The organism is Paenochrobactrum gallinarii, from assembly GCF_014205685.1.
Lineage (GTDB): Bacteria > Pseudomonadota > Alphaproteobacteria > Rhizobiales > Rhizobiaceae > Paenochrobactrum > Paenochrobactrum gallinarii.
Genome location: NZ_JACIIU010000013.1, coordinates 14,310 through 37,190 on the forward strand (window position 1 = coordinate 14,310; position 22,881 = coordinate 37,190).

At 51.0% G+C, this 22,881-nt stretch carries 19 protein-coding genes; 2 read left to right on the forward strand and 17 right to left on the reverse strand.

Going from position 1 to position 22,881, the window contains the following annotated elements:
- Position 1 precedes the first annotated feature (1 nt).
- The 9 genes from FHS77_RS11830 to murA form a co-directional block, all read right to left on the reverse strand.
- Complete coding sequence (locus FHS77_RS11830) at positions 2–1,117, reverse strand: anhydro-N-acetylmuramic acid kinase (protein ID WP_184223619.1); 1,116 nt, start codon at positions 1,115–1,117, stop codon at positions 2–4.
- Positions 1,118–1,128: 11 nt separating this feature from the next.
- A complete protein-coding gene (locus FHS77_RS11835; RefSeq protein ID WP_184223621.1) occupies positions 1,129–2,124 on the reverse strand; it encodes a serine hydrolase domain-containing protein in 996 nt (331 codons plus the stop codon).
- A 1-nt stretch (position 2,125) separates the two neighbouring features.
- Entirely contained in the window at positions 2,126–3,877 is a 1,752-nt protein-coding gene (locus FHS77_RS11840; protein WP_184223623.1) for a dipeptide ABC transporter ATP-binding protein, read from the reverse strand.
- Complete coding sequence (locus FHS77_RS11845) at positions 3,874–4,713, reverse strand: ABC transporter permease (protein WP_184223625.1); 840 nt, start codon at positions 4,711–4,713, stop codon at positions 3,874–3,876. Before FHS77_RS11845 ends, FHS77_RS11840 begins: the two co-directional genes overlap by 4 nt.
- Positions 4,713–5,672, reverse strand: coding sequence for an ABC transporter permease (locus tag FHS77_RS11850; RefSeq protein WP_184223627.1), 960 nt, complete (start codon positions 5,670–5,672; stop codon positions 4,713–4,715). The genes FHS77_RS11845 and FHS77_RS11850 overlap by 1 nt, the downstream gene beginning before the upstream one ends.
- A gap of 76 nt (positions 5,673–5,748) precedes the next feature.
- Entirely contained in the window at positions 5,749–7,251 is a 1,503-nt protein-coding gene (locus FHS77_RS11855; protein WP_374786260.1) for an ABC transporter substrate-binding protein, read from the reverse strand.
- Between the two features lie 70 nt (positions 7,252–7,321).
- Positions 7,322–8,245, reverse strand: coding sequence for an N-acetylmuramic acid 6-phosphate etherase (gene murQ, locus FHS77_RS11860; protein WP_184223631.1), 924 nt, complete (start codon positions 8,243–8,245; stop codon positions 7,322–7,324).
- A 179-nt stretch (positions 8,246–8,424) separates the two neighbouring features.
- Positions 8,425–9,312: a glucosamine kinase nucleotide-binding domain-containing protein gene (locus tag FHS77_RS11865; RefSeq protein ID WP_184223633.1), complete on the reverse strand. Its 888-nt coding sequence runs from the start codon at positions 9,310–9,312 to the stop codon at positions 8,425–8,427.
- An 8-nt stretch (positions 9,313–9,320) separates the two neighbouring features.
- Positions 9,321–10,577, reverse strand: a complete 1,257-nt coding sequence (gene murA, locus FHS77_RS11870; protein ID WP_184223635.1) for a UDP-N-acetylglucosamine 1-carboxyvinyltransferase — start codon at positions 10,575–10,577, stop codon at positions 9,321–9,323.
- Positions 10,578–10,757: 180 nt separating this feature from the next.
- On the opposite strand from murA, the gene FHS77_RS11875 reads away from it, so the two are divergent.
- Positions 10,758–11,609, forward strand: coding sequence for an SIS domain-containing protein (locus tag FHS77_RS11875; RefSeq protein ID WP_184223637.1), 852 nt, complete (start codon positions 10,758–10,760; stop codon positions 11,607–11,609).
- On the opposite strand, the gene FHS77_RS11880 is transcribed toward FHS77_RS11875, so the two are convergent.
- The 5 genes from FHS77_RS11880 to hutI are packed head-to-tail and all read right to left on the reverse strand — an operon-like array spanning position 11,606 to position 17,521.
- The gene (locus FHS77_RS11880) at positions 11,606–12,178 is read right to left on the reverse strand and encodes a HutD/Ves family protein (protein ID WP_184223639.1); all 573 of its coding nucleotides are present in this window, start codon (positions 12,176–12,178) and stop codon (positions 11,606–11,608) included. The genes FHS77_RS11875 and FHS77_RS11880 overlap by 4 nt on opposite strands.
- Positions 12,179–12,236: 58 nt before the next feature.
- On the reverse strand, positions 12,237–13,910 hold the full coding sequence (gene hutU / locus FHS77_RS11885; RefSeq protein ID WP_184223642.1) for a urocanate hydratase: 1,674 nt from the start codon (positions 13,908–13,910) through the stop codon (positions 12,237–12,239).
- A 20-nt stretch (positions 13,911–13,930) separates the two neighbouring features.
- Positions 13,931–14,725 (reverse strand): N-formylglutamate deformylase, encoded by a 795-nt coding sequence (gene hutG / locus FHS77_RS11890; RefSeq protein WP_184223643.1) that lies wholly within the window; start codon positions 14,723–14,725, stop codon positions 13,931–13,933.
- A 2-nt stretch (positions 14,726–14,727) separates the two neighbouring features.
- Entirely contained in the window at positions 14,728–16,263 is a 1,536-nt protein-coding gene (gene hutH, locus FHS77_RS11895) for a histidine ammonia-lyase (RefSeq protein ID WP_184223645.1), read from the reverse strand.
- Between the two features lie 40 nt (positions 16,264–16,303).
- On the reverse strand, positions 16,304–17,521 hold the full coding sequence (hutI, locus tag FHS77_RS11900) for an imidazolonepropionase (protein WP_184223647.1): 1,218 nt from the start codon (positions 17,519–17,521) through the stop codon (positions 16,304–16,306).
- Between the two features lie 136 nt (positions 17,522–17,657).
- Between hutI and FHS77_RS11905 the strand changes: the two genes are divergently transcribed.
- On the forward strand, positions 17,658–19,025 hold the full coding sequence (locus tag FHS77_RS11905) for a formimidoylglutamate deiminase (protein WP_184223650.1): 1,368 nt from the start codon (positions 17,658–17,660) through the stop codon (positions 19,023–19,025).
- A 6-nt stretch (positions 19,026–19,031) separates the two neighbouring features.
- Here the strand turns inward: FHS77_RS11905 and FHS77_RS11910 are convergent, their stop codons facing one another.
- The 3 genes from FHS77_RS11910 to FHS77_RS11920 all read right to left on the reverse strand — a co-directional run bounded on the left by FHS77_RS11910 (position 19,032) and on the right by FHS77_RS11920 (position 22,737).
- Positions 19,032–19,784, reverse strand: a complete 753-nt coding sequence (locus FHS77_RS11910) for a histidine utilization transcriptional repressor HutC (protein ID WP_184223652.1) — start codon at positions 19,782–19,784, stop codon at positions 19,032–19,034.
- 182 nt (positions 19,785–19,966) lie between these two features.
- On the reverse strand, positions 19,967–21,151 hold the full coding sequence (locus FHS77_RS11915) for a DmpA family aminopeptidase (protein ID WP_184223654.1): 1,185 nt from the start codon (positions 21,149–21,151) through the stop codon (positions 19,967–19,969).
- Between the two features lie 290 nt (positions 21,152–21,441).
- A complete protein-coding gene (locus FHS77_RS11920; protein ID WP_184223656.1) occupies positions 21,442–22,737 on the reverse strand; it encodes an MFS transporter in 1,296 nt (431 codons plus the stop codon).
- Positions 22,738–22,881 lie beyond the last annotated feature (144 nt).

The following is a 22,881-nucleotide window of genomic DNA, read 5'->3' on the forward strand; positions in this document are numbered from 1 at the left end:
ATTAACCAGCTATCCTGCCGCCGGTCATTGGTGCCGGCACGCCGGTTGTGCCCGGATAGCTGATCGGCAGGCCACGCAATGCGCGCACAGCCAAAAACGCGAAACATTCTGCTTCAACCGCATCGCCGCGCCAGCCAAATGTTTCAGCTTGTACCGCTTCAACACCTGCGCGCTCGCCCAGCATTTTCATCATTGCCGGATTATGACGGCCACCGCCGCTCACAGCCAGACGTTTTGGGCGGTGCGGCAACAGATCCAGCGCTTTGCCCACAGCACTTGCAGTGAAAGCGGTAAGTGTGGCGGCACCGTTTTCAAGCTCCAGCCCGTCAGCCATGCTGGCGCCAAAGTCAAAACGATCCAGCGATTTTGGATATGGAGCGGTCAGATATTTATGCTCCAGCAATTTGGCAAGACGTGCCTCATCGACCTTGCCTGCAAGCCCCAGAGCACCATCGCGATCCATTTCAGCACCGGTATGCGCCTTGATAAAATCATTCAACGGCGCGTTGGCAGGGCCGGTATCAAAAGCCACAACGGCATCTGCACCATCCCACCAGGTCACATTGGCAACCCCGCCCAGATTAAGCACAGCTGTTTCACCGCTGGCATCAGCACCTTTCAGCAATGCCGCATGATAAACAGCTGAAAGCGGTGCGCCCTGACCACCGGCACGCATATCAGCGGTACGGAAATCATAAACAACTTTAGTGCCCAGCAACTCGCTCATCAAAGCGCCGTCGCCAAGCTGGCGGGTATCACCCAAACGCTCTTTGGTTGGCGCACGATGCAGCACTGTCTGGCCATGAAAACCAACAACGCCGATATCAGCCATGGTCAGACCGCTTTCGGTCACCAGCTCACGAACAGCCGCAGATTGTGCTCTGGTCAGCGCTTCTTCAGCCGTTTTGAAAATTTCCGGTTCTGGTCCGTCAAAACCCCATTTCAGCGCTTGCGCCAAGGTTTCTTCCAACAGATCACGGATTTCCTGCGGATAGGGTTTAAGCGCATATGCACCAAACTCAGTGACGCTCTCGCCATCGGTTTTTAAAAGTGCCACATCCACATTGCCATCAAGAACAGTTCCGGTCATCAGACCAACGGCCCATACAGGTTTCATGTCTTAAATTCCTAGGCTTGAGAGATAAGATCGCCAACAGCTATGCGCAGCGACACGATTTGACTGTCAAAATGACGGGTAGGATGAATGCGATTGGTGAGCAATGTCCATGCCCGACCTTTCTCAAAATCAACCCATAAACCAGTGCCGGTAAAACCGGTATGGCCGATTGTTTCAGCCGAGCAGACAGAGCCGCCCGCCCAGCCTTGATGTGCGCGTTCAAAACCATGCGTACGGCTGGATGATAAAGGCGTGCGCATCCAGTCAATCACCTGTTTGCTGGCACCACTGCCATTCAACAGGCCTTCGCCGAAATTAAGAACCGATGCGGCTGTGCCAAAAAGACCCGCATGGCCTGCTCCTTGTAAGGCGCTACAATTATCATCATGCACTTCGCCGCAAAGGACACGGTGGCGCCAAGTGCAATCTTCGGTCGCAGCCGTTTGATCGGCATCCGTTTCCCAAGCAAAACCTTTGCCTGCATCCATTTCACGGATAGTTTTGTGTGCCAGACGCTCAAGCACAAAGCCCAGCAGAATGAAATTGATATCGGAATAAACCGGCGCACCGGCTTTCCATTCGCGCTGCATAATGAATGTGCGCAGTAAATCCGCGTCGCGACCATAGGTGTAGATTGGCTCTACCGCCGGAAACGGTGTTTGATGCCCCAAACATTGGCGGAATGTGACCTTCCGCTCCCATGCATTGGCATTATATTGGCGCAAATCCGGCAGATGGCTGATCAAAGGCGCGTCAAGATCAACAACACCTTGTTCGGCCAGTTCCAGAATACGCGGCGTGGTGAAAAGCACTTTGGTCAATGATGCCAGATCAAACCACGTATCTTCACGCATTATTCGTTCTGACGGCACAATTTGCGCACGACCGATGGCTTGAATTTTGCGTGCGCCATCCGTTTCAACCAAACCTAACACAGCACCTGGGATCCGGCCTGACGCAACCGCTTCTTCAACAAGGCTAAAAGCTTGGGCGAAATTTTTGCTCATCTTATGCCTCTGCCCGTGCCTTATGGTCGGCACCGTAACTGACCCAATCAGCCGCGGGTGGCTCATAGCCTAAAGGGCGTACCAATGACGGCACCTGACGGGAATCCAGCGTGAAATGCTCATTGCGTTTTGAAACGCTCGGTACAGCAGAAATCAAGCGCTTGGTATAAGAATGTTGCGGCTTGGAAAGCACCGAAGCTGCATCGCCGATTTCGACGATCTGCCCCGCATAAACAACAGCAATGCGATGCGCGATCCGCTCGACAACAGCCATGTCATGCGACACAAACAGATAAGCAAGGCCATATTCTTTTTGCAGATCGACCAGAAGTTCCAGCACTTTTGCCTGTACCGAAACGTCCAGCGCCGAAACCGCCTCATCAAGTACCAGCACGGATGGATTGAGCATGAGCGCGCGCGCAATGCACAAGCGCTGTCGCTGACCACCGGAAAACTGATGCGGGTAACGCAGCAAACTATCTTCAGGCAAACCAACGCGCTTCAACAGCGCAATCATTTTTGCCCTCACTTCAGCCGTACGGCTGCCGCCTGCGGCAATGACCGGCTCTGCCAAGATCTCATCCACACGCAAACGCGGGTTAAGCGACGCATAAGGGTTTTGAAACACCATCTGCACTGGCTCATCCGCATTCCCATGCGCTGATTTAACCACATTGGTTTCAAATGCGCCGCGCGTTGCTTTCACAAGCCCCAATATGGCGCGTGCAGTGGTGGATTTACCGGAACCACTTTCACCCACGATCGCCAGCGTTTCACCCGGCATCAGATCAAAATCAACACCATCCACCGCATGTACATTGCCGGTTGTGCGGCTAAAAAGGCCGGATTTGACTGAGAAACGAACCGTCAGGCCTTCCACTTTAAGGGCTGGCTTTGCCGCATCTTCTGATAGCGGGCGCTGATAATCATGACGCACCGCTGCGCCATTTTCAAAATGCGGCACAGCCTGCAAAAGATGCTGCGTATAATCATGTTGCGGGCGGTCGAGCACATCGGAAATCGTGCCCTGCTCGACCACTTGTCCGGACTGCATAACCATCACCCTGTCGGCAATACCAGCCACAAGCCCAATATCATGGGTGATGAAAATCATTCCCATATTGGTTTCCCGCTTTAATTCGCTGAGCAAAGCCATAATCTGTGCCTGCACGGTCACATCAAGTGCCGTTGTCGGCTCATCCGCAATCAGCAAACGCGGGTTGCAAGCCAGCGCAATGGCAATCATCACACGCTGCAACATACCGCCGGAAAACTGGTTCGGGCTATATTTCAAACGACGCGCCGCATCCGGAATGCGCACACGATCCAGCGCATCCTTTGCCGCTGCATGGGCTTGTTTACCCGTCAAGCCACGATGCAGCCGGAAGGATTCCTCAATCTGCGTGCCGATGCTCAAAACAGGGTTAAGCGACGTCATCGGCTCCTGAAAAATCATGCCAATTTCCGCACCGCGGATTGTCGTCAGTTCTTTTTCCTGTGCTGTTGCCAGATCAATGATCGAGCCATCAGCACGCTGGAACAGCATTGAACCGCCAATGATACTACCACCGCCAAAATCCACCAATCGATTGACCGAAAGCGAGGTGACGGATTTGCCTGAGCCACTTTCGCCGACAATAGCCATTGTCTCACCGGCATTCAGATCAAAACTGACGCCGCGAACGATCTCATTAGCCTTTGGATCGCGGCCAAAACCGACACGCAGGCCTTTAACTGAAAGAAGAGCGGTCACGATGCAGTCCTCCGCGACTTAGGATCGAGAATATCGCGCAGCGCATCACCGAGCAGGTTGAAACCAAGAATGCCGATCATAATGGCAAGGGCTGGGAAAATCAGCAGCCATGGAGCGCTTTCCATCAGGTTGCGCGCATCTGCCAACATCAGCCCAAGCGATGATGCAGGTGGCTGCGTTCCAAGGCCTAAGAAGCTCAAACCTGCTTCGGTCAGCAATGACCAGGCAAGTGCCAGCGTGATCTGCACAGTCAAAGGAGCAACCAGATTAAGCAGCAAATGGCGCGTTAAGATATAAAAACGGCTGCTACCGAAAGTGCGCGCCGCATCGACAAAATCACGCGAACGCAAGGACAATGCAGGCCCGCGAACAACACGGGTGAAAATCGGCGTATAAACAATCGCGATCGCTGCAATACTGGTGCCAACACCCGGCCCCACCACAGTAATAATGAGAAGTGCCAGCAAAATGGCCGGAAACGCCAGCAGCACATCCATCAAACGCATCACAGAGCCATCCCACCAACGGCCAAACCATGCAGCGGTCAAGCCCAACACAGTGCCTGCGAAAGCAGCAATGGCGACAGCGGCAAAACCCACCACGAAAGATTGCGTGATACCGGTCATCAGGCGGCTCATCACATCACGTCCGAAAAGGTCGGTGCCCATCCAATAAGCACTGCTTGGCGCCTGCAAACGGGCAAGACGATTTTGCAGCAACGGATCATAAGGGGTGAGGCCGACATAGCCCATCACGGCCACGATCAGATAAACGACAATGATAACACCACCGATGCGACCGCTCGGATGGGAAAAGATTGAGCGAAGAAGTTGCATCAGCGTTCCTCCATCCGGATACGCGGATCGAGCGCCACATAGGCAAGATCAACAAGCAAATTAACAATCATGAAATTGAAAGCGATAAACAAAACTGCACCTTGCACCATCGCGTAATCGCGCTGCAAAATAGCCTCCAGAACCATACGGCCAAGACCCGGAAGGGCATAAATTTGCTCAACCAGCACGGCACCGCCTAAAAGATAGCCAAATTCCACACCGCACAAAGTCACCACCGGTATCAGAGCATTGGGTAGCGCATGACGCCATATCACTTTACGTGCCGGCACCCCTTTACTGCGCGCTGTGCGCACATAATCATCGCCCAAAACATCGAGCATGGCAGATCGGGATATGCGCGTGACGGCTGCAGCAAATGCAAAGCCAAGAGTGAGGGAGGGAAAAATCAACTGCCCCAGATTGGCCAACGGATCAACCCAGATCGGCACATATTCGCCCATGGTCGGCAAAATGCCAAAGCCAGCTGAAAGAACATAAATAATCAAAAGACCAAGCACAAAACTTGGTGTTGACTGGCCAATCATCGCCACAATGCGCACAATCAGATCAGACGGGCGCTCATTGCGCGTGGCTGCATAAACACCTGCAGGCAAGCCCACAGCCAACGCCACCACCATCGACATCAAAGCTAATTGCAGTGTCAGCGGAAAACGCTCAAGAATAACATCGAGAACCGGCTTACCATAAGTAACCGACAAGCCCATATCGCCTTGCAGCACACCGGTCAGCCAGTGCCAATATTGCGCCAGCCAGCCCCGATCAATACCAAAATATTCTGCCAGCGCCTGACGCTGCTGTGGTGTCAGAAGCCCTGCTTCTGTCCCAAGCATCGCCGTAATGGAATCCCCCGGCACCATGCGGATGGAGACGAAAACGAGGATCGATACTCCGACCATGACCAATGGAAATGTCACTAGCCGCCGTGTCAGGTAACTCATTGTGGCAGACCTTATCAGTGGATGAAACAAACCCGTCCGCTTGCTTTAATGGCATGCGGACGGGCATTTTTTGGGTTTAGTTAGCCAGTTTGATCTTGGTCACACCAAAAATGGAATTGGTGCGGCGTGGTTCAAAACCGGTCACATTCTTCTGGAATGCAGCATAGTTGTATGATGTATAGAGCCAGACCCATGGTGAAACTTCGGCAAGATGCTTCTCGAATTCAGAGAAGATTTCTTTGCGCTTTTCCAGATCGGTCTCTGCACGTCCTTCATGCAGCAAACTGTCCAGCTTATCGTCTGTGAACTGAGCAACCTTTTGCAGGTTACCGTTTTTCGTCCAATAACGATTATACATGGTGTAAGGATCAGCACTGCCGCCGTTCAGCGCAACAGCCATGTCAAAATCACCCTTCAGCCAGGTATCGACATAAACGTTGAGTTCCATCATGCGGATGTCGAGTTTGATGCCGATTTCAGCAAGCTGAGACTGGATAACCTGTGCTTCTGCTGCTGCGGTCGGTGGTTCACCGGTTGCTGCAATAACGGTTGCGGAGAAGCCTTTTTCAAAGCCGGCATCAGCCATCAGCTTCTTGGCTTTTTCCAGATCTTTCTCATAGCAGAAAAGGGTTGACGGATCATTGGCAAAAGCTGGCGATGTCAACGGGCCTGTTACAGCTCCTTCACCAAGTGAAGCAGTTTCCAGAACATCTTTGCGGTCGATGGCGCATGAAATTGCCTGACGCACAGCCAGTTCTTTCATACCATCACGCGATGGGTTCATCTGCAGCACGTGATAAGCAAGACTTGGCGTGCGGTCGAGCGTCACATTGGCTTCACGATCAACCATGGTTGCAACCATCGGATCATTCAGCACGGCAAAATCAATTTGCTTGGCGCGCAGGGCTGCCAAAATTGCTGTTTCATCCGGCAAAACGCTGATATCAATGCCGTCGATTTCAACTTTACCACCAGCCCAATCAGGATTGGTTTTCAAAACTTCCTTCGAATTCGGGTTCCAGCTTTCGAGAATGAAAGGCCCTGAACCAACGGCCTTGGTGCCGATATTACCGGCCGCGATTTCACTGGCAGGCAAAATAGCAGCATTAATCGAAGTCATCGCGGTCAACAGCGGAATATCAGCCTGTTTCAGCTTGAAAATAACCGTTGCATCATCCGGCGTTTCGATCGTTTCAATCGACTGGAAGTTTGCACGCGCTGCGGCACCGGTTGCTTCGTCCAGAATACGCTCGAAAGATGCCTTGACGTCCGCAGAGGTAACGTTCGCACCGTTCTGGAATTTTGAAGCTTTGTTGAGCTTGAAGGTCAGAACCTTGCCTTCATCGGAAAATTCCCAGCTTTCAGCAATGGCAGGCGCTGCCAAAAGCTGCGCATCAGAGCGAACAAGCGGCTCATAAACCAATTCCAGCAAACGCTGCGACGAGAATGCAGTCTGCTTGTGCGGATCAAGGCCGGTAGCATCCTGCGACCAGGCCATGCGCAATGTCTGCGCCATTGCATCACCGGCCATCACCGGCGAATACATTGCCAAAGCCGCAACGCAGCCCAGCAGTTTCATTTTAAATGATGTTTTCATTCGTGCTCCCCTTAAGCGATCCCTATTATCCATCGCGGAACTGTGCTTTGTCTCAAACTGATTTTACATGTATTGCCGGTCTTAAAAAGCCGTTCGCTTCATGCAGTGCGCGGCGAGCTTCTTCAACCCCTGTTTCATTCATTACAACAAGAATCGCAAGCTTGACATCATTGTTTGTCAGACGAAGCGCCTCCTCAGCGGTGCGCTCGTCGCAATCGCTTGCCTGCATGACAATACGAACCGCGCGGGCAACCAGTTTTTCATTGGTCGCAGACACGTCAACCATCAGGTTTTGATAGCTTTTCCCGATCCGGATCATGCTTGCAGTTGTCAGCATATTAAGCACCAGTTTCTGCGCGGAACCGGATTTCAAACGCGTTGAACCGGTTAAAACTTCCGGCCCCACAACCGGCGAAATCGCAATATCGGCAAGCGCTGCAATTGTGGATTGCGGGTTGCACGAAAGAGCGACCGTTACCGCGCCCAATGATTTGGCATAATTTAACGCACCAATCACATAAGGCGTGCGCCCGCTGACTGCGATACCGACAACCACATCATCAGCACTCAACTGAATATTGCGCAAATCCGCTTCACCTTGCGAAGCATCATCTTCCGCACCTTCAATCGCGCGCAACAGCGCCTCATCACCACCGGCAATCAATCCAACGACCATGCTTTCCGGCACCCCGAATGTGGGAGGACATTCGGAGGCATCCAAAACACCTAAACGGCCGCTCGTTCCGGCACCAATGTAAATGAGACGGGCATTTTTTTGAAAAGCAGCAACGATGGCATCAACAGCCTGCGCCACTTCCGGCAGCACTTTTTCCACGGCCAGCGGCACAATCTTATCATCATCGTTGATTTTACGAACAACAGCGAGGCTGTCGAGCAGATCAATATCCATTGTCCGCGGGTTACGTCCCTCGGATACCAATCCGTCCAGCTCTGACAATAATTCTCGCTTCAACATGCAGCTCGCCTTAAAAATCGCATCTGGAATTCACCTGTCCGGCCAGCCATCAGAGCAAGAGCGCAAATGCAACACAGCCCTCACCCGATGCCTACCTTACAGACAAAATCTAAGTTCAAATATTCCATATGTCAATAAATTATTGGAATTTATTATTCCAATTCACAGCATGTCAGGAATTACTGATTTTTAGCCTTCGCTCCGCTTCTGGCCAAAATAATTGCACCCGACACTGCATCACCATCCGCAGGCTTCAAACGACGGCGCACATCAGGCGCAAGCCACGCCAAAAGCGGCGTAGCCAACCCGCCAAGCAACGAGACACGCGGCGCACCACGCTCAAACAAAGCGCGCACCAATGTATCCACATGTCCGGCAGCCCCTTGCACGATACGACGTGCCGCCCCGTCCCCCTGATCGGCATGGCGCATGACCATCGGCGCAAGGGTCGCATATTCGGTGGCCGCGGCCTGATCCATCCATGCAACCACTTCCATCGGATCATTGCCAAAGCGTTGCATCACTTCCGATAACAAAGCCGTTTTTTCCAGGCGGCCATCATGCGCACGCAGTGCATGCTGAATAGCCTTTAACCCCAGATAAGCGCCGCTCCCCTCATCTGAAACAGGAAAGCCATAACCGCCAACGCGCAAGTCTTCACCATCAGCAAAACCAAGCCCGACCGAGCCGGTACCGGCAATTACAATTGCACCATCACGGCCGGAATGCGCACCAAGACAGGCACCTTTGCCATCATTGACAAAGGCGATAGATGCAAACTGATGCGGGATAGCCTGCAAGGCTTGCAATGCGCCCTTGCGACCAAGACCGGCAAGCGCAATACCGACATTGATTTGGCCATATTGAGTGTCATGTAAACCGGCCTCCTCAATCGCTGCCTCACTGGCGCGCATCACCGAGTTCCACGCCGCTTCAATGCCAAGGCGCGTCGTCGCCGGCCCAGAGACACCCTGCCCTAAAACATGGCCTTCCGCATCTTCAATGCGCGCGCGGCAACCGGTTCCGCCACCATCAACACCAAGAAAATAGGCTGAAACTTGTGACATGATGGCACTTACCCTTTCAGCCGTTCAATATCGGCGCCGCATTGGCGAAGTTTGCGATCCAGCTGCTCATAGCCACGATCAAGGTGATAAACGCGATTAACAATCGTTTCACCCTCAGCCACCAAAGCCGCCAAAATCAGCGAAACAGATGCGCGCAAATCAGTTGCCATCACCTCTGTGCCATATAGTTCCCCGCCACCACGCACCAAGGCTGACGTGCCTTTCAGCGTAATATCCGCACCCATCCGGCAAAGTTCCGGCACATGCATGAAGCGACTTTCAAACACCGTCTCACGTATAAGCGACGCACCGTTGGCACAAGTTGCCAGCGCCATAATCTGCGCCTGCAAATCGGTCGGAAAGCCCGGATAAGGCTCTGTTGTCAGATCAACCGGCCGCAATGCACCATCGCGTGAGATGACAATGCCCCGATCACTTGGCCAGACATTCACGCCCATCATTTCCAAAATTTGCACCGCAGAAGCCAGATGTTCAAGCCGGGCATTGGTCAATTCCAGCTGTCCGCCGGTAATCGCTGCCGCTACCGCATAAGTTCCTGCTTCAATGCGATCAGGGATACTGTGATGACGGGCTGCACGCCATGATGTTTCACCATTAATCAAAATGCGATGAGTACCAGCCCCTTCAATTTCGGCACCCATTGCCGTCAGACATGCCGCAAGATCAGCCAGCTCCGGCTCACGCGCTGCATTGAGAATTTCCGTTTCGCCCTTGGCATATGTGGCCGCCATCATTGCCGTGGCCGTCGCCCCCACAGATGGCGCACCTAAAACAATACGTGCACCGCGAAGGCCGTTGTTCAAAGATGCGGCAATAACACCGCGGTCAATTTCCACATGCGCGCCCAATGCCTGCAATGCTTTGACATGCAAATCCACTGGTCTGGCACCAATAGCACAACCGCCTGGCATCGAAACCCGCGCCTGTCCGTTTCGCGCCAAAAGAGGCGCTAATACTAGCACAGTCGCACGCATCTTGCGCACGGTTTCATAAGTTGTATCAACGTCAAGCAGCGCACGCGCTTCAATCGTCGTGCCTTGCGCCGAGCGGCTCACCACTGCACCTTGCGCTTCCACGACATTCAACATGGCATGCACATCAGTCACAACCGGCAGATTGGTCAGCTCCAGCGGATACGGGCTCAGCAGCGAGGCAGCAATTTGTGGCAGCGCCGAGTTTTTTGCACCCGCAATACTAACCGCACCCTGAAGGCGCTTTCCGCCGACTATTCGTAATTTATCCATGGAACAAACTGCCTTGTTGCTATAATGGGCTGCTATGATGGACTTGCATCGGATATTAATTCAGCAGTACCATGTGTCAATCGATTTGGAATAATATATTCTTCATCTCATCCTATTGTGAACAGCAATTAAAAAAACATAGGATGGCGGCAATTATAGAATAGATTTGGGAGATCAACAGTGTCGGTATTACAGATGATCAGTGTCAGGTTAACAGACATGGCACCTGCCGACCAGCAGATCGGTGAGTTTATTCTCGAGCGCCCCGAACAGGTCGCCAAGCTTTCTTCTGCCGCTTTGGCGCAAGAAACAGGACGCAGCCAGTCCAGTGTTGTAAAATTCAGCCAGAAGCTAGGCTTTGCCGGATATCAAGAGTTAAAACGCGCAGTTATTGAGGCGAAAGCGCAAGAATGGCGTGTGCCCGCCGGTGTTATTCACGGCTCCATTGAAAAAGATGATGGTTATCTCTCCATTTTACAAAAACTGATTGGCAGTAAGCTGCAATCCATGCAGCAGACCGTCGCGGTGAATAATGAAGACGATATCGGCAAAGCATTATCTGCTCTTGATGCAGCGCGGCGCATTCATCTGGCAGGTGTTGGTGCATCATCGCTTGTCGCGCGTGATTTTTCTTACAAGATGATGAAGCTCGGTCGCAATGTGCTACATAATGACGACAGCCATATTCAGATGGCCAATGCCTCGACATTGAGCAGCGAGGATGTACTTGTCGCTTTTTCGCAGTCTGGCGCCAGTATTGAAACATTGCGGATTGCAGAAGCTGCGAAAGAGCGCGGCGCACTGGTCATTTCGGTCACCGGCTTGAAAGAAAACAAACTGGCATCCAATGCCGATATAAATCTTTATACGGTTGCGGATGAAGAAAAAGTGCGTTCATCGTCGATCACATCGCGCGATGCGCAGCTTATTTTAACCGATCTGCTTTTCATCCTGCTGATCCAAAAACAAAGTGACGCTTATGACTATATCCGCAACAGTGAGCAGGCCGTCGCCACACTTAAAAACGGTTAGTTGCGTTTGAAATTAATCAAATAAGCGACCGCCTGACCTGAAATTGCAATACTGCCTTTTTGCGCAGCACTAAAACTCGCGCAATCTTTTGCAAACAATATCTCTTCACCTTCAAGGTGTTGAATTATTATAGTTCCACTGGCGACAAACAAAAAAACTGGCTCTTCAAAATGTAAACGTGCTGTTTGATTATCCAGCACAATGCGCTTTACTTCATGCGTATAGGCACAACGCCGTGTCATAATGTTGAGGTCAGTGATTGTGCCGTCATTTAGTCGCGCACTTGTATGTGCGTCAGCGGCAAAACTATATGGCTCGCTCACTTGCGAGAGTGTCGTCTCAACACCATCCACCGACAATATAATACCGTTTCCCTCCAGCACCGCCAGCGTCCGGTCGATGTCAGGAAATACCGAGAAAGCACCATCTTGCGCAACGGTTGCTGTGGAAATACGCCAGTCAAAATTATCAACTGTTGCATCTGCCGGATGAATGGCGATTTCTATTGTCACACCACCACCGTTTTTCCACGGCATTTGCTTATGGTCACTGACACGCAAAATTTTCATCGGTGTTGCCTCTCAAAAAAATCTCCCGCGAGTGCGGCACTTGCGGGAGAAAAATATATTAATTGCCGAGAATAGCAGGCAGACGAAGTCCCTGCTGTTTTGCCCAATCAAGCGCAATATCATAGCCTGCATCAGCGTGGCGCATCACACCGGTTGCCGGATCATTCCAAAGTACACGGCCAATACGCTCATCCGCATCGGCGGAACCATCGCAGCAAATCACCATGCCGGAATGCTGGCTGAAGCCCATGCCGACACCACCGCCATGATGGAGCGAAACCCATGTTGCTCCCGATGCAGTGTTGAGCAGCGCGTTGAGCAATGGCCAATCGGATACGGCATCCGAGCCATCCTGCATCGCTTCTGTTTCACGGTTAGGCGACGCCACCGAACCACTATCCAGATGATCGCGACCGATCACAATCGGCGCTTTCAATTCGCCGTTGCGCACCATTTCGTTGAATGCAAGCCCAAGGCGATGACGATCACCCAAACCTACCCAGCAGATACGTGCTGGCAAGCCCTGAAACTCAATGCGTTCCTTCGCCATATCCAGCCAGTTATGCAGATGCTTATTATCCGGCAACAGCTCTTTAACTTTAGCATCGGTCTTGGCGATATCTTCCGGATCACCCGAAAGAGCAGCCCAACGAAAAGGCCCGACGCCACGGCAGAACAGCGGGCGGATATAGGCTGGCACAAAGCCCGGGAATGCAAATGCATCTTCCAAGCCCTCCTCCAGCGCCATCTGACGGATATTATTACCATAATCAACGGTCGGAATACCGGCATTCCAGAAATCGAGCATGGCCTGAACCTGCACTTTCATGGAAGCTCGGGCAGCTTTTGCAACGCCTTTCGGGTCGCTTTCCTGTTTGGCGCGCCATTCGGCAACGCTCCATCCAATCGGCAAATAGCCGTGTACCGGATCATGCGCCGAGGTCTGGTCGGTAACAATATCAGGACGCACACCACGCTTGACAAGTTCAGGGTAAATTTCTGCCGCATTGCCAATCAGCGCAATGGATTTGGCTTCGCCTGCCTTAGTCCACTCGTCAATTTTCATTAATGCTTCATCAAGGCTATGGGTTTTTTCATCGACATAACGGGTACGTAAACGGAAGTCAGCGCGCGTTTCATCGCATTCAACGGCCAAGCAACAAGCCCCAGCCATCACCGCAGCAAGCGGCTGTGCACCACCCATTCCGCCAAGACCGCCGGTCAAAATCCATTTACCCTTCAGATTACCGTTATAATGCTGGCGACCAGCCTCAACAAAGGTTTCGTAAGTGCCCTGCACAATCCCTTGCGCGCCGATATAAATCCACGAACCGGCTGTCATCTGGCCATACATAGCCAAGCCTTTTTTATCCAATTCGTTGAAGTGATCCCATGTCGCCCAATGCGGCACCAAATTGGAATTGGCAATCAACACACGCGGTGCATCTTTATGAGTGCGGAACACACCAACCGGCTTGCCGGACTGCACTAGCAGGGTTTCATTGTCTTCCAAGGTTTTCAGTGTCGCGACAATCTTGTCAAAATCATCCCATGTGCGGGCGGCGCGACCAATGCCGCCATAAACCACAAGCTCATGCGGGCGCTCGGCGACATCGGGATCAAGATTGTTCATCAGCATACGCAGCGGCGCTTCGGTAAGCCAGCTTTTTGCGTTCAATTCTGTGCCGCGCGGTGCGCGCACATCGCGCTCATTGTGACGTGGATTGGACATGTTTTCCCCTTGTTTAAATTTTAAAGCTTGGCCGCTACGTCTTCAATGCGTTGCAGCAATGTTTTAAGATGGACGCGCAAACGCTCTGCCTTGGCTTCGTCATAGGCAAAAGGCAGACTTTCCGAGGTTAAATGGGTCTTTTGCGCGAGCTCCATCTGGATAGCATGCACGCGATTTTGCGGCTGGCCGTAATAACGTGTTGTCCAGCCACCTTTAAAGCGACCGTTCAAAATTGAGCTATAGCCGCTGGCTTTACCGGTCACATCCACGGCGATAGCTTCAATTTCCGCAGCGCAGGTTTTGCCCATATCAGTGCCGATATTGAAATCCGGCAGCGTACCTTCAAACAAAAACGGAATATGGGAGCGGATGGAATGGCAATCATAGACAATTGCAATGCCGTGAATGTTTTTAACCCGCTCAATTTCAGCCGCAAAAGCATCGTGATAAGGCTTATGAAACCGGCTTAGACGATCCTGAATATCATCTGAATTCGGCTCCTCGCCTTCTTTCCAGATGGCAAGATCATCAAAATCCGTGGTCGGGATCAAGCTGGTTGTATTCTGTCCCGGATAAAGGCTCACACCTTCAGGATCACGATTGGCATCAATGCAATAGCGATGAAACGTTGCACGCACTGTCGTGGCATTTTCCAACAAGCCGTCATAGAGCTTGTGAATATGCCAATCCGTATCGGCAAGAATACGGCCATTATCATTAAGCCTTGCCCATATATCATCCGGCACATTCGTGCCGGTATGAGGCAAACCGATTATGACCGGCGATGAGCCTTGTTTAACCTCAAAGGCTTGCATGTTTAAGCCTCCAAGGATGGCAGAATGCCAGTGCTGATGCTGGCGTTCAGTGAACCATCGGCAACAACGGCTGTTGCAGCTTCAAGGTCATTTGCCATGTAGCGATCAATATCGAGTGTCGGCACTTTAGCACGCAAAGCAGCCATCGCGTTTTTCAGTTCAGGGCTGGTTTCCAGTGGTCCGCGCAGCTCCACACCAAGAGCACCGCTCAAAGCTTCAATGCCGATAATGGCATTAAGATTATCGGTCATTTGCAGCAAGCGACGCGCACCATGACAAGCCATCGAAACATGATCTTCCTGATTGGCAGAAGTCGGGGTAGAATCCACCGACGCCGGATGTGCCATCTGCTTATTTTCGCTCATCAAGGCGGCTGAAGTGACTTCGGCAATCATCAGACCGGAATTAAGACCCGGTTTTTTAGCCAAAAAGGCTGGCAAACCAAAAGACAGCGCCGGATCAACCAAAAGCGCAATACGGCGCTGCGCAATTGCACCAATTTCGCAAATCGCCAAAGCGATCTGATCCGCAGCAAAGGCCACCGGTTCGGCATGGAAATTACCGCCGGAAATCACACTATCATCGGAAAGCACAAGCGGATTATCGGTAACCGCATTCGCTTCAATTTCAAGGCTGCGGGCAGCCTGACGCAAAATATCAAGACATGCGCCATCCACCTGCGGCTGACAACGAATGCAATAAGGATCTTGTACGCGCTGATCACCTTGCAGATGGCTGTCACGAATAACCGAACCGGCCAGCAATTGGCGCAAAGCTGATGCGGTATCAATCTGCCCCTGATGACCACGCAATGTATGAATATCCGGATGGAATGGCGCGGTGGACCCCATAGCGGCATCGGTAGACAGCGCGCCGGTAATCAATGCTGATTGTAACGCACGATGCGCACGGAAAAGTCCTGCAAGCGCTAAAGCCGTTGAGGTCTGGGTGCCGTTAATCAGCGCCAAACCTTCCTTGGCGGCCAACACAACAGGGGTAAGCCCTGCTTTTTTCAAAGCATCTGCACCGGAAAGGCGCGCGCCTTGATAAAAAGCTTCACCTTCGCCGATCATCACCGCAGCCATATGGGCAAGCGGTGCCAAATCACCGGAAGCACCCACTGAACCCTTGGCAGGGATCATCGGATGCACACCTTTTTCCAGCATGCCCTCAATTAAGGTGATGAGCTCAAGACGTACACCGGATGCACCGCGACCAAGCGAGATAAGCTTCAGCGCCATAATCAGGCGTACAACGTCTTGGCTTAGCGGCTCACCCACGCCACAGCAATGCGACAAGATCAGGTTGCGTTGCAGCGTTGCTACATCTTCCGGCGCGATACGGATGGAGGCCAGCTTACCAAAGCCGGTATTAATGCCATAAACCGGTGCGTCACCAGCCGCGATTTCGGCAATACGATTGGCAGCTTTTTCGATAACGCCATGAAAAGACGTATCAATGCGTACGCTTAAATTTTCACGATAAATTTTCTCAAGATTTCCAAGAGAAACATTGCCGGGTATGAGAACGAGAGTCATCTGTTGCTCCATCGGGGACAATGCCCACGGGTTATGAAAATTAAATCTGACCTTTGAAAATCCGCTTCCAAAGCGGATTGAAACCGATGCGGTAAACAAGCTCTGCCGGACGCTCGACATCCCAAATGGCAATGTCGGCATCTTTGCCGGTCTCAAGCGTGCCGGTTTGCGCCAATACGCCCAGTGCGCGCGCTGCCTCACGCGTCACACCGGCAATGCATTCATCCACGGTCATACGGAAAAGTGTGGCACCCATATTCATGGTTAAAAGCAGCGATGTCAGTGGCGATGTGCCTGGATTATTATCGGTCGCCAGCGCCATTTTTGTGCCAGCGGCACGGAAAAGCTCAACCGGCGGCTTTTGTGTTTCGCGGATGAAGTAATATGCCCCCGGCAACAAAACGGCGACGGTTCCGGCTTGCGCCATCGCTTTCGCACCAGCTTCATCGGTATATTCCAGATGATCAGCAGAAAGCGCCTGATATGAAGCCGCTAATGCTGCCCCATGTAAATTCGACAACTGATCGGCATGGAGCTTGACTGGCAGATTGTAGGTTTTAGCGGCATCAAAAACCCGTGCCATTTCATCCGGCAAAAAGGCAATACCTTCACAAAAGCCGTCAACCGCATCTGCCAGTTTTTCAGCAGCAATATGCGGCAACATATCATTGATGATTTTATCAATATAGGCCTGCTTATCACCGTTCATTTCCGGCGGCAAAGCATGTGCGCCCAAGAAAGTCGTGCGCACAGCAACATGTCGTTTTTCACCAAGTTTTCGCGCCGCACGCAGTGCTTTCATTTCGTTTTCAGCATCCAGCCCATAACCGGATTTGATCTCAATCGTTGTCACACCTTCAGCAATCAATGCATCCAGACGTGGAAGGCTCTCTTGCACCAGATCATCTTCACTTGCGGCACGTAAATTTTTAACCGATGAAACAATGCCCCCGCCAGCACGCGCAACCTCTTCATAAGTTGCACCGTTAAGGCGCAATTCAAACTCATGTGCGCGATTACCCGCATGCACCAGATGCGTATGACAATCAATCAGACCAGGCGTAATCAAACGCCCCTGACAATTGATTGTTTCAAAATCAGCAAATTCAGACGGTAATTCGCCCAATGCACCCGCATAGGCAATTTTGCCATCGCGCACAGCAAGTGCCGCATCTTCAATCAAGCCCGGACCACTTAGCTTTTCTGCAAGTGTAATCATGCGCGCATTGATTAAAACGAAGTCGGATTTCTTTGCCATCAGCATTTTTCTCTCTTCCCCTGACTGTACATAATGTATATACATAATAATCAAGCCGCCAAGAGGAAAAACGTACAAAATTACATTTAGTTGAAAAACAAACGGGAAAACCAAGCGGCAAGAGGAGTTTTGTTCTATGTCGGCAAGCGCCACTCATGCGAGCACTATCCATGCAAGCCAAGCTCTGTTGCCAAACGGCTGGGCACAAAATATGCGCCTCACCATTGCCGGCGGCAAGATAAGCAACATCGAAACTGATGTAGAAGCTCAGGCTCATGACGAGCGCCATCATGTCATTCTCAGCGGCATGCCGAACATTCACAGTCATGCGTTTCAATATGGCATGGCAGGGCTTGCCGAAAAGCGCGGAAGCTCTGCCGACAGTTTCTGGAGCTGGCGCGAAATCATGTATAAGTTTGCGCTGGCCATGTCGCCCGATCAAGCGCGAACAGTCGCGCTGCGCCTTTATATCGAGATGCTGGAGGCAGGTTTCACCCGCGTTGGAGAGTTTCATTATCTTCATCACGACCGCGACGGCAGGCCTTATGCCAATAATTCCGAAATGGCCGACCAGATTGTTTCCGCTGCGCAAACAGCCGGTATCGGCCTCACACTGCTGCCCGTATTCTATGCTCATTCCGGTTTTGGCGGCAGCGCTCCCAATGAAGGCCAGCGCCGTTTCATCAATAATGAGACAAGTTTTGCGCGCCTCATGGAAGGCTGCCAAAAATCCTTATCCCTTATTGACGGTGCTGTTTTGGGCGTTGCTCCCCATAGTTTGCGCGCCGTCACACCGGATGAATTGAACTTTGCCGCACAGCTTTTGCCCGATGCGCCGGTGCATATTCATATTGCCGAGCAGGTTAAAGAAGTTGAAGATTGCATCGCATGGTCAGGGCAGAGACCAGTAGAATGGCTGTTAAACCATCAGGACCTATCATCCCGCTGGTGCCTTATTCATGCAACCCACATGAGTGAGGCAGAAACAAAAGGCGTTGCAAATGCAGGTGCAATTGCCGGTCTATGCCCTGTAACCGAGGCCAATTTGGGTGACGGCACATTCAACGCCCCATGCTTTCATGAGCATGGCGGGCAGTTCGGCATTGGCTCTGATTCCAATGTGCTGATCGGCATTGGTGACGAATTGCGCCAATATGAATATTCACAGCGCCTGCAACATCGCGCCCGCAATGTGCTGGCACCAAGTGAAGGCTCCACCGGACGCGCTGTGTTTGATGGAGCCGTTCAAGGTGGCAATATTTCAATGGGACGCGCTCAAGACGGCTTAAAAACCGGCGCATCTGCCGACTTTATCTCGCTCGACATGCAGCGTTTACCTGACACGAAGGGCGATACTATTCTTGACGCCTGGATTTTCGCTGGTCGCGCAAGCGTTTCCGATGTCTGGGTACGCGGCAAAAAACAGGTGGAAAATGGCCGCCACGAAATGCGCGATGAGGCCGAGCGTGCATTCCAGCAAACAATACGTGAGCTGTTGAATTAAACAGGCTCACGCATTGACTTGCGGAAAAGACCCGAGATTAGAGGAGAAAACACCTGTAATCTCGTGTCCGAGACCCGGATAAATGATATCCACATCGGTGATCAGCTCCGCACGGTGCCATGTGCGCCGGTTAAGCTTCAAACAAGCCGCATTGGTTTCAATGCCAAGTATGCCCGCTAATGTGGTATCGGCATTGATCGCACGAATAGTGTGCTTGGCTTCATTCCACGGAATATGGCCAAGCAACCATGTGCCGGGCGGCGTCTCTTCAAATGTTTCCGCCGCCACTTCCGGCACTTTTACCAAGGAAATGATGCGGTCTTCATAAGCTTCAGGCTTTTCATTAACGATATGCAGGCACAAAATGCGTAAAATCTTGTGATCAGTCGCAAGCTGCAATTCTTTCGCTTTTGCCGGTGCGATACGTTCTTCACGGCGCAGCAAAATTTCATGGCGATATTGCTGGCCGGTCTCCTTTGCTTCTTTGGCAAAGTCACGGATCTGCATAAACATCACACTATCCGCCTGCGGCGCGGAGACGAATGAACCTGCTTTGCGGCGACGATTGATCAATCCACGCTCGGCAAGGCGCGATAAAACGCGATTAACGGTCATGCGGGAGCACTGATATTGCTCCATAAAATCACTTTCGCTTGGGATTTTATCACCCGGCGCCCAATGGCCATTGATGATATTTTCTTCAATATCTTTTTGAATTTGCTCTGAAAGACTGACCGGAGCATTATTTTCCTGGCTCAAACTGCACCTTCGTCACTTTCAGCAAAGTGCTGATTTCAAACACAATAATATAATCATCTTACTTTATATATCTCATATCAAGATGACCAATGTCTTTTTGTATAGACTATTATCTCCGATGCAAGCAACAAACCACATATAAAAAAGCGGCCTCTAAAGGCCGCCTTCCTATTTTCAAACTATTATTTAGCGTCCAGACGATTATATTTTTTCATCACATCGACAAGACGATCATGCGGGATAGCGAAAGACACATTGTCATCGCGCCCCTTCATTGTTTCAGCCGCAATCATCGCGTTTACAATGGCTTCTTCAGTTGCCAGAGCTGCTGCCTGAATAAGCGGATCCATCTTATTATTTGATACCATTTCAAGTTTGGTATTTTCTTCACGGCTATAGGCTTCTGGGTTGCCGGTCGAGAAACTGATGAAAATATCACCGCTACCATTGCCGCCAAAACCACCAACACGGCCAATGCCGATTGGCACACGACGTGCCAAACGCTTCAGCTGTTGCGGCAACAAGGGCGCATCCGTTGCAACCACCACGATGATGGAACCGGATTCCTCACGCGTCCACGAGGTGTCCGGCATCATGTCGGTGATTTCCTGCCCAACCGGCACACCGGCAATCAGCAAATCTTTGCGCGAACCGAAATTGCCCTGCACCAGAACGCCAACCGTATAGCCACCCTGTTCATCACTGAGCTTACGTGATGATGTACCGGTACCACCTTTAAAATTGAAGAGGTTCATACCGGTGCCGCCACCGACATTGCCTTCGGCAATTTTGCCACTGGTCGCATTATCAAGCGCTGCATAAACATGCTCTTTTTTCACATGCATGCCGTTAATATCGTTGAGAATGCCATCCCATGTTTCTGCAACAACCGGCAACAGCCAGTAGAGATCTCTGAAATGCGGCCCTGTCAGATCATTATCGGCAAGCCATGAGACTACCGAATCCCGCACGACCCCGACACTATGCGTATTGGTGATGGTAATCGGCCCCTCCAGAAAACCGCTTTCCTCCACCCATGTTGTACCAGTCATTTCACCGTTACCATTTAAGGAATACCAGCCGGAAAAGACCGGATTGAAGGTTTTACCTCGTGGCAAAATAGCCGTCACACCTGTGCGGACAGGCCCCTTACCAACTTCGATTTTACCTTCGCCTTCGATGATGGTGGAATAGCCAACCGTCACACCCTCAACGTCAGTAATCGCATTATTAGGACCTGTTTCACCTGTAAATGGTATGCCGAGATCTCGTGCACGGGGCTTATCTTCTGCATATGCTGTAGAAATAGTGCTCACCAATATAGCTCCATAAACCGCACTCAAGAGTGCAGACTTCAACTTTATCATGGTAACTCCTCCCATTGATGACTGCTTTAAAAATCAATATCATGATAAGCAGACTCAACTATTAAAGCACCACAATACTATTCTAGCAATAGATCAAAAAACTGAAAAAAATTATTTACTTAGAAAAATCGCCTTACAACGTAAGAAGACAGATCAAATAATCTCTTACCAGTAATTTTATTATATACTGTCAGAACAGCAATAGATTTGATTAAAGTAGTTTGCCAACGAACAAAATTTTAAAAACGGCCAGCATTAACTTTCTCAACCCAAAAACAATCTGATAGAACTCAGATTGTTTGCTCATTTTCAGGCAAAACCACATGCACGGCATCATTTTTCTCGTTCTCAACGGCGCCCTGTATCATTTCATCTGTCACACGCAATTCTGCACCAACCGGTGAATAAGGCGTAGCCGGCGCAAATGGTGCGGCTGGTGTCGATTCCGGCCGCGCACCACGTCGCCACATGAAGAAACCAATCATCAGCACATTAAGAAGGCCAAGCGACCAGAAAAGCCCTAATGGCCCCATCAATGCCATAACCGGCGAAATAATGAGCGGACTGATCGCACAGCCCACTGAGTTAATCAGCAACAAACCCTGGATCATCCGCACCAACGCATCTGACGAGGTACTATCCGCCGCAAAACTAACAGCAACCGGATAAATCGCAAAAATAGCGCCGCCCAGCAAAAAGAATACCACAATCAGAAAAGGTGAATTTTGCGGCAAAGTGATTACCAAGGCAGACAACAGAGCACAGGCAACACTTAGCGTAATCAATACAATGCGGCGATCGCGCCTGTCAGACCAGCGCCCCACCGGATATTGCAGCACCATTGCACCGAAAATCACACTCGCCATCATCGTACCAATTTCACTGGTTTCAAGGCCAGCACGTTGCAGATACAAAGGAAACAAAGAATAAACGGCGGCGATTGCAATACCGGATCCAAAACAGCCGATTACACCACTTGGTGTCATACGCAACAAATCTAACGGGTTAAGTGCTTCAACGCGCTCAACAACCGGTGTGACACGCGGCAATATCACAATGGGGAGCACAGAAAGTGAAATAAGAATGGCCGCCGCCATAAACGGGATGACGGCTCCCATTGCGTCCGCAGTACCCAATGCTAATTGACCAAGCATACCGGAGCCGTATAACGCAATCATATAGAGTGCCAGAATACGGCCGCGCATTTTCTGATCAGCAGCTAATAACAACCAGCTTTCAATAACCAGATAAATACCAATTGCCGCCCAACCATAAAGAAAGCGCAGGCTGAGCCAAAACCAGACATCAAAATACATGCCTTGCAACAACACACTCACCGTAATGAGCGATGCAAAGCTACTATAAGCACGTATATGCCCGATACGGGCAATCAGCCGATCATGAAAAATAGCACCTACCGTCAGACCGATAAAATAAGAGGATGACACAATACCGATCATCGTCTCGGATATGCCTGCACTATCCAGTCGCAACGTTGTCAATGATGACAAGAAACCATTGCCTATACTGACAATGAACAACCCTAAGAGCGGAGCGAGTATCATCGCAATCACTTGCGCAGACATTTAAACCTCTGATGGCACTTAATTTTACAAACTATTCAACCCGACTATCAGGCAAATCATATAGTTTTTATGATAAATCAAGCATAATTTTGATGAAACGGGGCAAACCTATATCCGCAAAGAATTCAGCTTTTCATTTCCATC

What these genes read in the sequence shown, in the direction of transcription:
- FHS77_RS11835 (WP_184223621.1), bottom strand. Translation starts at nt 2,124, where the DNA reads ATGAGCAAAAATTTCGCCCAAGCTTTTAGCCTTGTTGAAGAAGCGGTT.
- FHS77_RS11845 (WP_184223625.1), bottom strand. Translation starts at nt 4,713, where the DNA reads ATGCAACTTCTTCGCTCAATCTTTTCCCATCCGAGCGGTCGCATCGGT.
- FHS77_RS11920 (WP_184223656.1), bottom strand. Translation starts at nt 22,737, where the DNA reads ATGTCTGCGCAAGTGATTGCGATGATACTCGCTCCGCTCTTAGGGTTG.
- murA (WP_184223635.1), bottom strand. Translation starts at nt 10,577, where the DNA reads ATGGATAAATTACGAATAGTCGGCGGAAAGCGCCTTCAGGGTGCGGTT.
- hutH (WP_184223645.1), bottom strand. Translation starts at nt 16,263, where the DNA reads ATGACTCTCGTTCTCATACCCGGCAATGTTTCTCTTGGAAATCTTGAG.
- FHS77_RS11905 (WP_184223650.1), top strand. Translation starts at nt 17,658, where the DNA reads ATGTCGGCAAGCGCCACTCATGCGAGCACTATCCATGCAAGCCAAGCT.
- hutG (WP_184223643.1), bottom strand. Translation starts at nt 14,725, where the DNA reads ATGCAAGCCTTTGAGGTTAAACAAGGCTCATCGCCGGTCATAATCGGT.
- FHS77_RS11915 (WP_184223654.1), bottom strand. Translation starts at nt 21,151, where the DNA reads ATGATAAAGTTGAAGTCTGCACTCTTGAGTGCGGTTTATGGAGCTATA.
- murQ (WP_184223631.1), bottom strand. Translation starts at nt 8,245, where the DNA reads ATGTTGAAGCGAGAATTATTGTCAGAGCTGGACGGATTGGTATCCGAG.
- FHS77_RS11850 (WP_184223627.1), bottom strand. Translation starts at nt 5,672, where the DNA reads ATGAGTTACCTGACACGGCGGCTAGTGACATTTCCATTGGTCATGGTC.
- FHS77_RS11855 (WP_374786260.1), bottom strand. Translation starts at nt 7,251, where the DNA reads ATGAAACTGCTGGGCTGCGTTGCGGCTTTGGCAATGTATTCGCCGGTG.
- hutI (WP_184223647.1), bottom strand. Translation starts at nt 17,521, where the DNA reads ATGGCAAAGAAATCCGACTTCGTTTTAATCAATGCGCGCATGATTACA.
- FHS77_RS11865 (WP_184223633.1), bottom strand. Translation starts at nt 9,312, where the DNA reads ATGTCACAAGTTTCAGCCTATTTTCTTGGTGTTGATGGTGGCGGAACC.
- FHS77_RS11880 (WP_184223639.1), bottom strand. Translation starts at nt 12,178, where the DNA reads ATGAAAATTTTGCGTGTCAGTGACCATAAGCAAATGCCGTGGAAAAAC.
- FHS77_RS11830 (WP_184223619.1), bottom strand. Translation starts at nt 1,117, where the DNA reads ATGAAACCTGTATGGGCCGTTGGTCTGATGACCGGAACTGTTCTTGAT.
- hutU (WP_184223642.1), bottom strand. Translation starts at nt 13,910, where the DNA reads ATGTCCAATCCACGTCACAATGAGCGCGATGTGCGCGCACCGCGCGGC.